Origin of the sequence: Pseudomonas sp. GL-B-26, assembly GCF_019947405.1 — a bacterium.
In the GTDB taxonomy this organism is placed as follows: domain Bacteria; phylum Pseudomonadota; class Gammaproteobacteria; order Pseudomonadales; family Pseudomonadaceae; genus Aquipseudomonas.
On sequence record NZ_JAGYGJ010000024.1, the window covers coordinates 49,702 to 62,574 of the forward strand.

Consider the following 12,873-nt stretch of genomic DNA (forward strand, 5'->3'; position numbering starts at 1 on the left):
CGTGACCTCCCCTTTCGGAGCTCACGGTAAATGCCAACCCGCTGCGGATTCTGCGCGCGGCAGCACCCGAATTATCAGGGATACGTGTAGGGTGGAGATGCACAACCGCTGGACTGTGTAGCAATAGGCTTTATCAAGACGCTTCATCTCGTCCACAGCCGCTGGTTGATTCCTCCTCCTGACTGAGTGCTTAAGTAGCCACAGCAAGCAGGACGCGTACGTCGCGACGCCGGCCCAATTGGTCGGGGTTCGCTAGACACTGGAGTGTCCAACCACTCCTGACGCACCTGACACCGACCATGAGAAGTCGTGTGTGCCGAACGCCGTTTCCGGCAGCCCGGAAACCGACGGTACTACATGAAAAGAATGCTGATTAACGCAACTCAACCCGAAGAGTTGCGTGTTGCACTGGTAGATGGCCAACGCCTCTACGACCTGGACATCGAATCCGGTGCACGCGAGCAGAAAAAGGCCAACATCTATAAAGGCCGGATTACTCGCATCGAACCAAGCCTTGAGGCTGCCTTTGTCGATTTCGGCTCTGAGCGCCACGGCTTCCTGCCCCTCAAAGAAATCTCCCGCGAATACTTCAAGAAAGCCCCCGAAGGCCGCGTCAACATCAAGGACGTCCTGAGCGAAGGCCAGGAAGTCATCGTTCAGGTCGAAAAAGAAGAACGTGGCAACAAGGGCGCAGCCCTGACCACCTTCATCAGCCTGGCCGGTCGTTACCTGGTTCTGATGCCGAACAACCCGCGTGCCGGCGGTATCTCCCGTCGCATCGAAGGTGAAGAGCGCAACGAACTGCGTGAAGCCCTGAACGGCCTGGTTGCACCAGCCGACATGGGTCTGATCGTTCGCACTGCCGGCCTGGGCCGCAGCAGCGAAGAAATGCAGTGGGACCTCGACTACCTGCTGCAACTCTGGACCGCCATCAAAGAAGCCTCGCTGGATCGCTCCGCGCCTTTCCTGATCTACCAGGAAAGCAACGTGATCATCCGCGCCATCCGCGATTACCTGCGCCAGGACATCGGCGAAGTGCTGATCGACAGCGTTGAAGCCCAGGACGAAGCCCTGACCTTCATCCGCCAGGTGATGCCGCAGTACGCCAGCAAGATCAAGCTGTACGAAGACAGCGTTCCGCTGTTCAACCGTTTCCAGATCGAAAGCCAGATCGAGACCGCTTTCCAGCGCGTCGTTGAACTGCCTTCCGGCGGCTCCATCGTTATCGATCCGACCGAAGCCCTGGTGTCCATCGACATCAACTCGGCGCGCGCCACCAAAGGCAGCGACATCGAAGAAACCGCTCTGCAGACCAACCTTGAAGCCGCCGAAGAAATCGCCCGTCAGTTGCGCTTGCGCGACATCGGCGGCCTGATCGTCATCGACTTCATCGACATGACCCCTGCCAAGAACCAGCGCGCCGTGGAAGAGAAAGTCCGCGAATGCCTGGAAGCCGACCGCGCTCGCGTGCAAGTCGGTCGCATCTCGCGCTTCGGCCTGCTGGAAATGTCCCGTCAGCGCCTGCGTCCATCGCTGGGCGAAAGCAGCGGCATCGTTTGCCCGCGTTGCAACGGCACCGGCATCATCCGTGACGTTGAATCGCTGTCGCTGGCGATCCTGCGCCTGATCGAAGAAGAAGCCCTGAAAGACCGCACTGCCGAAGTTCGCGCCCAAGTGCCGATCCCGGTCGCCGCGTTCCTGCTCAACGAAAAACGCAACTCGATCACCAAGATCGAACTGCGCACCCGTGCCCGCATCGTCATTCTGCCGAACGATCACCTCGAAACGCCGCACTTCGAAGTGCAGCGTCTGCGCGATGACAGCCCGGAAGCTGCAGTCGGCCAGTCCAGCTACGAAATCGCTGCTGCCGCTGCCGAAGTCGAAGAAGTCCAGCCAGCCGCTGCGACCCGCACCCTGGTTCGCCAGGAAGCCGCGGTCAAGACCGCTCCGGCCCGCGCCAATGCTCCGGTTCCGACCGAAGTCGTCGCTGCCGCACCTGTTGCCGCACCGGCCGCCGCGCCAGAGCCAAGCCTGTTCAAAGGCCTGGTGAAGTCGCTGGTCAGCCTGTTCGCAACCAAGGAAGAGCCTGCTGCTCCGGTTGTGGTTGAAAAACCGGCGACCACCGAGCGTCCGGCCCGCAACGAAGAGCGTCGCAACGGTCGTCAGCAGAGCCGCAACCGTAACGTTCGCCGCGATGAAGAGCGCAAGCCTCGCGAGGAACGTGCACCGCGTGAAGAGCGCGCACCACGTGAGCCACGCGAAGCCCGCGAGGAAACTCCGGCAGTAGCAGTCGCCCGCGAAGAACGCGCTCCACGTGAAGAGCGCGCACCACGTGCCCCTCGTGAAGAACGTGCACCGCGCGCTCCTCGCGAAGATCGCAAGCCTCGTGGCGATCGTGAAGAGCGTCCGGTTCGTGAACTGCGCGAGCCTCTGGATGCTGCTCCGGCCGCAGCTGCTGTTGCTGAAGAACGTCCAGCTCGCCAGCCACGTGAAGAACGTGCTCCACGCCCACCGCGTGAAGAACGTCAGCCACGTGCCGAGCAAGCTGCTGCCGCAGTAGCTGAAGAAGAGCTGGTTACCAACGAAGAGCAACTGCAGGAAGATGGTCAGGACGGCGCCGAAGGCGATCGTCCACGCCGCCGCTCCCGTGGCCAGCGTCGTCGCAGCAACCGTCGCGAGCGTCAACGCGATGCCAACGGTAATGTGATCGAAGGTTCGGAAGAATCCGAGTCCGCCGAAGGTAACGAAGCTGCCGAAACCAACGAAGCGCCAAGCGCTGCCGATCTGGCCGCCGGCCTGGCTGTTACCGCAGCCGTTGCCAGCACCGTGATCAGCGCTCCAGCCGAAGCACAGGCTAACGAGCAAGCCGAACGCGCGACTGCCGCCACCCTGGAAACTGCTCCAGTGGAAGCGCCAGTGGTTGAAGCAACGACTCCGGTCGAAGCCACCACCGCTCCGGAAATCGAAGTAGCCCCGGTTCGTGAAGCACAGCCTGTCGTTGAAGCTGCCGCTGAGCCAGTGGTTGCCGCAGAACCGGTTGTCGAAACAGCCAGCGAAACAGTGACCGAAGCTGTCCGTGAAGTTCGCGAAGAGCAAACCGCGTTCAACTGGGTTGCCGAGCCAGCCGCCGCCGAAGCGCCAGAAGCCGAGGCCATGGTGTCCGAGCCAGTGGTTGCTGCTGCCGAGCCTGCTCCGATGGTTGAAGCGCCGGTTGTTGCCGAAGTGGCCGCACCGGAAGTCGAAGCCGCCCCTGTCAGCGCCCTGACGCCGAGTGGCCGTGCGCCGAACGATCCACGTGAAGTGCGTCGTCGCAAGCGTGAAGAGGAGCGTCTGCAGAAGGAAGCCGAACTGGCTGCCGCTGCTGCTCCGGTTGAAGCGGTTGTGGCTGCAGAGCCTGCACCGGTTGTTGCTGAAGAAGTCGAAGCAGTTCCTGCTCCAGCTGAACCGGCTGCATCGGTGATCGAAGAAGCACCGCGCTCCGTTCAGGAAGCGGTAGAGCAACACGAGCAAGCCCTGGAAAAAGAACACGAGCCTAAACCTCTCGTCTGATTCCATCGGCCACTAAAAAGCCCCGCCTGGTGATCCAGGCGGGGCTTTTTTTATGCCCGTAAATATCACGGTGATCCAATGTGGGAGCGGGCTTGCTCGCGAAAGCGGTTTAACATTCGACATTGATGCAAGCTGATTCACCGCTTTCGCGAGCAAGCCCGCTCCCACATTGGATCTGTGTCGAGGCTACTGGAAGATCAATTTCTCTGGCACATCCACATCCCACAACACCCCGGGATCGTCCACGGCCACCTCGACCACCCTCGCCTGCGCAAACAACGCCTTGGCCCCTCGATCACCGGACAACGCCATCAACGCCGGACCAAAGCTGCGCCCAAATCCCACTGGATGCCCATACTCGCCTTGATGCACCGGAACACTGACGGCGTCATCGGCAATCCCCGCCACCACACGTTCAATACTCGCGGGAAGGACAAACGGCATATCCCCCAGCACAATCAGCCAGCCACTGAGCTGCGGACACGCCGCCACCCCGACCGCGATGCTGTCGCCCATGCCGGTCGATTCGATCAGCACAATCTCGCAACCATAAGCCTTGGCCATGCGGATCACTTGTGGTCGATCCACAGTGGTCACCAGGACGCGCTTCTCAAGGGAGGCCGGCAAATTCACCAGCACTTGCTCGATCATCGAATGAACAGCACCCTCGCGCCCCGTACAATCCGCCACCAGCTTGTCCCTCTCGGCACCGGCCTCCTGTCGAAACCGACTGCCCTGCCCCGCAGCCAAAACGATGACGCCGATCGGTTCACTCATACCACCTCCTGCAACGGCTTCTTCTGCTTGAGCTCGACGCCGTTCTTGATCGCCACGATTTCAGCCAGCAGCGACAAGGCGATTTCCGCCGGTGTGTGGCTGCCGATGTGCAAACCGATCGGACCATGCAGCCGCTCGATTGCCTCATGTGACAAGCCTAGCTGAGCGAGGTTATCCCGGCGCTTAAGGCTGTTGACCCGGGAACCCAGAGCACCGACATAAAACGCCCTGGAATCCAGTGCCGTGAGCAGCGCCATGTCATCGAGTCGAGGATCGTGGGTCAGCGCGACGATGGCCGTACGCTCGTCAGTCTGGATGCTCAGCACTGCGTCATCGGGCATGCCCGAAACAAATCGCCCGTGCTGCTCTTCCCAGCCGTAAACGAACTCGGTGCGCGGATCGCAGATCAGCACTTCGAAATCCAGCAGCCGCGCCATCTCGGCGACATAACGGGACAACTGCCCGGCGCCGATCAGCAATAGCCGCCAACGCGGACCGTAAATGGCCCGCAACTTCTTGCCATCGAACGTCAGGACATCCGTCTTGTCAGCCGGCTGCAGAATGACTTCACCCGTCTCGACACTGAGCGAGCGAGCAACAATCTCATGCGCCTCGCAGCGCGCCAGCAACTCGGCGACCCAAGCCGGATCGCCGACCCGCTCCTCGGTCAGGCGCAAGGTGCCGCCGCACGGCAAACCGAAGCGTGCCGCCTCCTCACGGGTGACGCCGTAAGTGATCAATTGCACCGGCGGCCCATCGGCGGGAATACGACCGTCGTGCAGCCGGGCAATCAAATCGTCTTCGACACAACCACCGGACACCGAGCCAATCACCACACCATCTTCACGCAAGGCCAGCATGGCGCCAGGGGCCCGAGGCGCGGTGCCCCAGGTCTGGACCACGCTGTACAACACCACCCGTTGACCGGCGCGGCGCCATTCCAGCACGCTGCGCAGGACATTCAGATCGACGCTGTCCATCAGGCTTGCGCCTTCTGCCAACCTTGCAGCTGATAGCGAACCGGCAGGTCACGGATGCGCTTGCCGGTGGCGGCAAAGATTGCGTTGCACAGCGCAGGCGCAATCGGTGGCACGCCCGGTTCACCAACCCCGCCCAATGGCACGTTGCCTGGCGGCGTGACCAGATGAACCGCGACCTCCTTCGGTGCCAGGGACATGCGCGCCACTTCGTACATATGGAAGTTGTCCTGCTGGACCTTGCCGTCCTTGAAGCTGATTTCCCCCAGCACCGCGTTGCCCAGACCCATGACACAGGCGCCTTCGAACTGCGCACGAATACGCTCGGGGTTGATCTGCGGACCGCAATCCACCGCAATGTCGGCCTTGTGCACGATCAGCGTGCCGTCGTCTTTGACTTCGACCTCGATCACCGCCGCCACATAGGTCACGAAACTGTAATGCACCGCCAGCCCCAGGCCTCGGCCCTTGGGCAACTCGCGGCCCCAACCGGCGGCTTTGGCGGCGGTTTCCAGCACCGTACGCAGACGTGCGGTGTCGATCGGATAACGCTCGGGCGATTCGCCGTAGTTCCACTCTTCACTCAAGGTGCGCGGATCGATCTGCCGGTCCGGGCCGAGCAATTTGATCTGGTACTTGAGAGGATCCTGACCGGCCTTGTGCGCCAGTTCATCGACAAAGCTCTGAATCGCAAAACCGTGAGGAATGTTCGACACCGAGCGATACCAGCCGACGCGTGTGTGAATCGCCGCTTCCGGGTTTTCCAGGCGCACGTTGGGGATCGCGTAAGCCATGTTGGTAAAGCCCATGCCCAGCTCGAAGGCCGCCTCGTGGTTCATGCCCGGCGCAAACAACGCGGTGATGCTCGGCGCCACGGTGCGGTGCAACCAGCCGGACGGCAGGCCGTCCTTGTTCAGGCTGGCCTTCAGGTACTCGGCCGACACCGTGTGAAAATAGGAGCAGTGGATGTCGTCTTCACGGGTCCATTGCACCCGCACGGCCTTGCCAGGGAACTCCTTGGCAAGGATCGCAGCTTCAATGATGAAGTCCGGTTTGGATTTACGACCGAAACCGCCGCCCAGCAAAGTGACGTTAAAGGTGACGTTATCGAACGGAATGCCGAGACGTTCGCCAATTCGTTCACGGGAGACTTGTGGCGCCTGGCTTGGGGCCCAGGCTTCGCACACACCGTCCTTGAAGCGGGCGATGGCGACCATCGGTTCCATGGGCGCCTGCGTGAGGTGCGGCAGGTAATAGGACGCTTCGAGCGTGCTGTTGGCACTGCCCATGGCTTCGTCGATGTTGCCGGTATTGCGCACCACTTTGCCGGGTTTGAGGGATGCAGCCTCAATTTCCTTGCGGTAAGCGATCGAGTCGTAGCTGGCGTTGGGGCCATCGTCCCACTCGATTTTCAGCGCTTCGCGGCCCTTGATCGCCGCCCAGGTATTACTGGCCACCACGGCCACGCCGCCCAACGGCTGAAACTCCGACGGCAGCGGATGACCTTCGATCTGCACAACCTTGATCACGCCCGGGACTTTCATCGCAGCGCTGGAGTCGACGGACTTAACCTTGCCGCCGTACACCGCAGGGCGCGCAATGGTGGCGTAGAGCATGCCGTCGAAATGCACGTCTGCACCGTAAATGGCGCGGCCATTGACGATATCGGCACCGTCGATAGCCTTGGTGCCTTCCTTGCCGATATAGCGGAATTCCGACGGTTGCTTGAGCCGCAGGCTGTCACGCGCCGGTACCGCCAGCGCACCGGCTGCAGCGGCCAAAGCGCCGTAACCCAATTCACGGCCGGACGGTTTATGGAAGACTTTATGCAGCTGTGCATGGCATTCGCTGACCGGCACTTTCCACTGATTTGCAGCGGCTTGTTCAAGCATGGTCCGCGCGGCAGCACCGCAGCGACGCATCGGCTCGTACCAGTGGCGCATGCTGCGCGAGCCATCGGTGTCCTGGTTACCGAAGCGCACTTCGTCGCCCGGCGCCTGTTGCACCTTCATCATCGCCCAGTCGGCTTCCAGCTCATCGGCCACCACCATCGTCAGGCTGGTGCGCACACCCTGGCCCATTTCCGAACGGTTGCAGACCACGGTCACCGTGCCGTCAGCGGCCATGCTGACGTAAACCTTCGGATCGTCGATCCAGCCGTTGGGCATGCCATCGGCGCCGAATTTCTTCTCTTTCTCCGCAGCGAAAGCGTCTTGCCAGCCCCAACTCGCCACCAAAACCAACGCACTGGTGGCGCCAACGCCTTTGAGGAAACCGCGGCGACTGAGGTTGCTCAGCGCGAAATCATTCGGTAACTGGCTCATGCCTTGGCCTCCTTCAGGTGAGTGGACGCCTGGCGGATGGCGGTCTTGATGCGGTTGTAAGTGCCGCAGCGGCAAATGTTGCCGACCATCGCCTCTTCGATCTGTTCGTCGCTGGGGTTCGGGTTGGTCTTGAGCAGCGCTGTCGCCGACATGATCTGCCCGCCCTGACAGAAACCGCACTGGGCCACGGCGGTGTCGAGCCAGGCTTGCTGGACGACTTGCCCGACCGGGTCGGCGTGAAGGTTATCGACGGTGGTGACGTTCTGGCCGACCACCGAACCGATCGGAGTGATGCAACTGCGCGCCGGAGCGCCTTCGATATGAATGGTGCAGGCGCCGCACAGGCCCATGCCGCAGCCGAATTTGGTGCCGTTGTAACCGGCCACGTCGCGGATCGCCCAGAGCAGCGGCATGTCCTCGGTAACATCGAGTTGATGGTCTTGACCATTGAGCTTCAGGGTAATCATGGGCACGCCCGCATAGTTATTGGTTATGGGGTCGAGCAATCTGCCGCCTGGGGTTGGCGGTTGGTATCACGCAGATCGGCTCAGGCTAATGAGGCTCTCTTATGCGGACGGTAGCGTCTGCATCGGGCCTTTGATGGAGCAAGCGTTTGCATCGTTAGGTGGCTAAGTTAACCCAGCATTAACAAAAAAGCCCTGCACCGTTAAACGTGTGCAGGGCTTTGAGATCAGTCTTGAAAGCGTAGCCTCAATACCGATTGGGCTCCATTTCCAGGTCAACATGGAAACGTTCTGAAATGTCTTTCTGGATGCGTTGCGCCAGGCTCAGCAATTGCAGACCAGTCGCGTTGCCGTAGTTGACCAGCACCAACGCCTGCAATTTATGCACACCGGCGTCGGCGTCACGGAAACCTTTCCAGCCGGCCCGCTCGATCAGCCACCCCGCCGCCAGTTTCATCTGCCCGTCGGGTTGCGCGTAGGCCACCAGATCCGGGTATTCACCTTTGAGTTGCGCGACGAGCGCCGCTGGCACCAACGGATTCTTGAAGAAGCTGCCGGCATTGCCGAGCACTGCCGGGTCTGGAAGCTTTTCATTGCGGATGCTGCAAATCGCCTGGCTGACATCGGTGGCGGTCGGGTGATCGATACCTTGCTCGGTCAGGCGCTGGCGCACCGGGCCGTATTCCAGATGCAGGTGCGCGGCGCGGTCCAGGATGAAACGTACCCGCAGGATCAACCAACGCCCCGGTTCCTGCTTGAACAGGCTGTCGCGGTAGGCGAAGTTGCATTCTTCCAGGGTGAAGTCCCGCAGGTCGCCGGTCTGGCGATCCAGAGCGGTCAGGCCGGCAAATACGTCTTTGATCTCCACACCATAGGCGCCGATGTTCTGCATCGGTGCCGCACCGACGGTGCCGGGAATCAGACTGAGGTTTTCCAGGCCCGACAAACCCTGCGCCAGAGTGTGCTGCACGAACGGATGCCAAGGCTCGCCGGCTTCGGCTTCGATCACGACTTTGCTGCCGTCATCACTGAGGATGCGAATCCCGCGCGTGGCCATGCGCAGCACCAGCGATTGGATATCGGCCGTCAGCAGCAAATTGCTGCCACCACCAATCACCAGCAGCGGCACGTCATGCTCTACCGCATAAGCCAGGGCTTCACGCACGTCGGCATCGCTGTGGGCTTCGGCAAACAGCCGGGCCTGAACATCGACGCCAAAGGTGTTGAACGGTTTGAGCGAAACCCGGGGTTGAACCTGCAAACTCATAACCGTCCCTTCAATTCGATCACCAGCAAATCACTGGCGCGCTCGATCAGGTCCAGCACCTGCTCGAAGCCTTGGTCGCCGTCGTAGTACGGATCCGGCACTTCATCGATTTCCGACTGGTAGCGACGCAGGAACAGGTCCAGCTCGGCCTTGCCCTTGGCCGGTTGCAAGGCCTTGAGGTTGCGCAAGTTGCTGTGGTCCATCGCCAGAATCAGGTCGTAGGTGGCGAAATCGGCGCGGGACACTTGCTGGGCGCGCTGAGCGGACAGGTCATAACCGCGCAGCTTGGCCGCCGCCTGACTGCGCTTATCCGGCGCCTTGCCGACGTGCCAGTCACCGGTGCCGGCGGAGGCCACTTCGATTTGATCGACCAGCCCCGCTTCGCGCAGTTTGTGTCGCAACACGCCTTCAGCCGTGGGCGAACGGCAGATGTTGCCCAGGCAGACAAACAAAACCCGCATCAGGCCTCCAGCAGGCGACGAACGCGCTCAAGGTCTTCGACGGTATCGACGCCCGTCGGCGGTGCAATCAGCGCGTCGGCGACGTGAATCCGCACGCCGTGCCACAAGGCACGCAGCTGTTCCAGCGATTCGGTATTTTCCAGCCAGCACGGGCCCCAGCTAACGAAGTCATCCAGGAAACCGGCGCGGTAGGCATAGATGCCAATGTGCCGACGATAGGGCACGCCTTCCGGCAATTGCTCGCGGCTTTTGGCGAACGCGTCGCGTGCCCACGGCAACGTGGCACGACTGAAAGTCAGTGCCAAGCCATTAAGGTCGCTGACGACCTTGACCACGTTGGGATTGAACAGGGTTTCCACGTCTTCGATCGGCTCGGCCAGCGTGGCCATGCGCGCTTCGGTGTGGGCGGCCAGGTTGGCGGCAACCTGATCGATCACGCTTGGCGGGATCAACGGTTCGTCACCCTGAACGTTGACCACAATGGCGTCGGGCGCCAGGCCCAGTTTCGCGGCGACTTCGGCCAAACGGTCGGTGCCGGAATTGTGATCTTCGCGGGTCAGCACCACTTCAGCGCCAAACCCGTTACAGGCCTCGACGATGCGTGCATCGTCAGTGGCAACCACCACGCGCTGAGCACTGCTTTTGCTCGCCTGTTCCCATACGTGCTGGATCATCGGCTTGCCGGCGATCAGCAGCAGCGGCTTGCCCGGCAAGCGGGTGGAGGCGTAACGCGATGGAATGACAACGGTAAAGGCTGTGGTCATTTATCCAGACGCTCGTCGGTGGTCAGGGTGCGGGCTTCGGTTTCGAGCATCACCGGGATGCCGTCGCGAATCGGGTAAGCCAGGCCTGCGCCCTTGCTGATCAGCTCGGTTTTGTCGGCGCTGAGCTTGAGCGGGCCTTTGCAGACCGGGCAAGCGAGGATATCGAGCAATTTGGTGTCCATGAGCATTCCCTGGATAAATGGATTTAAGGCAAAAGACGAGCCGGCAACAGGCGCATCAACTGCGTATCGAACCAGGCCACGAAGGCCGGCGATGGCGCAGCATCGACCGCCAGGTACCACCAATCGGCAGCGGCGAAGGCACGGCACTTCACCGCGTCCTTTTCGGTCATCACCAACGGCAATGACGGTGTGAAATTCAAGGCCTGCACGCTGTATTCGGCGTGGTCGGCAAACGCATGCGGAACTGGCTGCCAGTGTAGCGTTTCGAGGGTTGTGAAGAAACGCTGCGGATTGCCGATCCCGGCCACGGCGTGCAACGCCTGGCCAGCGGGAAAGTGGTCGAGGGGACGCCGCTCGCCACTGTGCAGATTGATCAGTTCGGTGGGTTGAAGCTGGAAGGCAAAACCGCCGTCGTGATCGGAATCGGCACCGTTGTACAGCACCGCGTCGACGCTTTGCAGGCGCTCGGCCGGCTCACGCAATGGCCCGGCGGGCAGGCAGCGCTGGTTGCCCAAACCTCGGGCGGCGTCGATCAGTACCAGCTCCAGGTCCCGGGCCAGACGGTAATGCTGCATGCCGTCGTCGGACAGGATCAGGTCCAGTGGTTCACTGGCCAGCAGTGCTTTGACGGCACGACTGCGGTCAGGGTCGATCATCAACGGAACGCCGGTACGCTGGACGATCAACAGCGGTTCGTCGCCTGCGATATCGGCGCTTTGATCCGCCTCAACCCGCCACGGCAGTTGCGGCGGTTTGGCGCCGTAACCCCGGCTAACCACGCCGACCCGCAACCCGCTGCGTTGGCAGTGCTGGATCATCCACAGAATCAGCGGCGTCTTGCCGGTGCCGCCGACGGTGATGTTACCGACCACGATCAGCGGCACCGGCGGTTGATAGATCTCGCCCTCACCCGCCAGAAAACGCTTGCGCTTGTTCATGACCACGCGCCGATACAGCCACTCCAGCGGCTGTAACAGCTTCAAGGCCGGATGACCTTGGTACCACGCGGCGAGCAAGCGTTCGGACATGGCCATCAGGGCGCGGGCGGCGCCGCCTCGACAGTGGTCATGCGCAGGTGGCTGAAACCGAGTTTACCGGCGGCGTCCATGGCGGTGATGACGGACTGATGCTGAGTCTTGCCGTCGGCGCTGATGGACAGCGGCAGGTTGGTGTCGCCACTGGATTCTTTCTGCAGCGCGTCCATCAGGGTCGCCAGGTCGTTCTTTGGCAATACCTGATTATTCACCGAGAAGGAGCCTTCGGCACTGATTGCAACATCCACGTGTTTGACCTGCTGGTCTTCGGCAGGTGAACCGCTGACCGCTTCCGGCAGATCGACACGCAATTGGGTTTCACGGGTAAAGGTGGTGGTCACGACGAAAAACAGCAGCAGGATAAACACCACGTCGATCAGCGACGCGAGGTTGATGTCTACCGTTTCCCGCGGTTTGCGGCGGAATTTCACGCTTTGCCCCCATTCAGGTCAACATCACGGTCACCCTGTACCACCTCGACCAGCTTGATCGCTTCCTGCTCCATGCCCACCACCAGTTCATCGATGCGGCGTTGCAGGAACCGGTGGAAGAATACCGCCGGAATACCGACCATCAGGCCCGCGGCCGTGGTGATCAGGGCCTTGGAAATACCACCGGCCAGCACCGCAGCGTTAGTGCCCATGCCCGTGCCCATGAACGCGCTGAAAATGTCGATCATGCCGAGCACCGTACCCAACAGACCCAGCAACGGGGCCATGGCAGCGATGGTGCCCAACGCGTTGATGTAGCGTTCGAGCTCGTGGATGACGCGCGCGGCGGCCTCTTCGATGCACTCTTTCATGATCTCGCGACCATGCCTGGAGTTGGCCAGGCCAGCAGCCAGGATCTCGCCCAACGGCGAGTTGGCGCGCAGTTCCTTGAGCTTGTCTTTATTGAGTTGTTTGTCCTTGATCCAGACCCAGACCTGCCCGAGCAAATGCTCCGGGGTCACACGGCTGGCTCGCAGGGTCCAGAGACGTTCGGCGACGATCGCCATGGCTGCGATGGAACTCAGAATGATCGGTATCATCATCCATCCGCCGGATTTGACCAATTCCCACACAGTGACAGTCC

12 protein-coding genes are annotated in these 12,873 nt (G+C 61.3%); 1 reads left to right on the top strand and 11 read right to left on the bottom strand.

Annotated elements, in window-relative coordinates:
• Nucleotides 1-357 precede the first annotated feature (357 nt).
• Nucleotides 358-3,549, top strand: a complete 3,192-nt coding sequence (rne, locus tag KGB23_RS17020) for a ribonuclease E (protein ID WP_223431904.1) — start codon at nucleotides 358-360, stop codon at nucleotides 3,547-3,549.
• Nucleotides 3,550-3,735: 186 nt separating this feature from the next.
• Here the strand turns inward: rne and KGB23_RS17025 are convergent, their stop codons facing one another.
• The 11 genes from KGB23_RS17025 to KGB23_RS17075 form a co-directional block, all read right to left on the bottom strand.
• The gene (locus KGB23_RS17025) at nucleotides 3,736-4,326 is read right to left on the bottom strand and encodes a nucleotidyltransferase family protein (protein WP_223431905.1); all 591 of its coding nucleotides are present in this window, start codon (nucleotides 4,324-4,326) and stop codon (nucleotides 3,736-3,738) included.
• Entirely contained in the window at nucleotides 4,323-5,306 is a 984-nt protein-coding gene (locus KGB23_RS17030; RefSeq protein ID WP_223431906.1) for an XdhC family protein, read from the bottom strand. The genes KGB23_RS17025 and KGB23_RS17030 overlap by 4 nt, the downstream gene beginning before the upstream one ends.
• A complete protein-coding gene (locus KGB23_RS17035) occupies nucleotides 5,306-7,627 on the bottom strand; it encodes a xanthine dehydrogenase family protein molybdopterin-binding subunit (RefSeq protein WP_223431907.1) in 2,322 nt (773 codons plus the stop codon). Before KGB23_RS17035 ends, KGB23_RS17030 begins: the two co-directional genes overlap by 1 nt.
• Nucleotides 7,624-8,094, bottom strand: a complete 471-nt coding sequence (locus KGB23_RS17040; protein ID WP_223431908.1) for a (2Fe-2S)-binding protein — start codon at nucleotides 8,092-8,094, stop codon at nucleotides 7,624-7,626. The genes KGB23_RS17035 and KGB23_RS17040 overlap by 4 nt, the downstream gene beginning before the upstream one ends.
• 244 nt (nucleotides 8,095-8,338) lie before the next feature.
• Nucleotides 8,339-9,358, bottom strand: coding sequence for a UDP-N-acetylmuramate dehydrogenase (gene murB, locus KGB23_RS17045; protein WP_223431909.1), 1,020 nt, complete (start codon nucleotides 9,356-9,358; stop codon nucleotides 8,339-8,341).
• On the bottom strand, nucleotides 9,355-9,819 hold the full coding sequence (locus tag KGB23_RS17050; RefSeq protein WP_223431910.1) for a low molecular weight protein-tyrosine-phosphatase: 465 nt from the start codon (nucleotides 9,817-9,819) through the stop codon (nucleotides 9,355-9,357). Before KGB23_RS17050 ends, murB begins: the two co-directional genes overlap by 4 nt.
• Nucleotides 9,819-10,583 (bottom strand): 3-deoxy-manno-octulosonate cytidylyltransferase, encoded by a 765-nt coding sequence (gene kdsB / locus KGB23_RS17055; protein WP_223431911.1) that lies wholly within the window; start codon nucleotides 10,581-10,583, stop codon nucleotides 9,819-9,821. The genes KGB23_RS17050 and kdsB overlap by 1 nt, the downstream gene beginning before the upstream one ends.
• Nucleotides 10,580-10,765, bottom strand: coding sequence for a Trm112 family protein (locus KGB23_RS17060; protein ID WP_007945752.1), 186 nt, complete (start codon nucleotides 10,763-10,765; stop codon nucleotides 10,580-10,582). The genes kdsB and KGB23_RS17060 overlap by 4 nt, the downstream gene beginning before the upstream one ends.
• A 23-nt stretch (nucleotides 10,766-10,788) precedes the next feature.
• A complete protein-coding gene (gene lpxK, locus KGB23_RS17065) occupies nucleotides 10,789-11,799 on the bottom strand; it encodes a tetraacyldisaccharide 4'-kinase (RefSeq protein ID WP_223431912.1) in 1,011 nt (336 codons plus the stop codon).
• Entirely contained in the window at nucleotides 11,799-12,230 is a 432-nt protein-coding gene (locus KGB23_RS17070; RefSeq protein ID WP_223431913.1) for an ExbD/TolR family protein, read from the bottom strand. The genes lpxK and KGB23_RS17070 overlap by 1 nt, the downstream gene beginning before the upstream one ends.
• The gene (locus KGB23_RS17075; protein ID WP_176471607.1) at nucleotides 12,227-12,862 is read right to left on the bottom strand and encodes a MotA/TolQ/ExbB proton channel family protein; all 636 of its coding nucleotides are present in this window, start codon (nucleotides 12,860-12,862) and stop codon (nucleotides 12,227-12,229) included. The genes KGB23_RS17070 and KGB23_RS17075 overlap by 4 nt, the downstream gene beginning before the upstream one ends.
• Nucleotides 12,863-12,873: the final 11 nt, after the last annotated feature.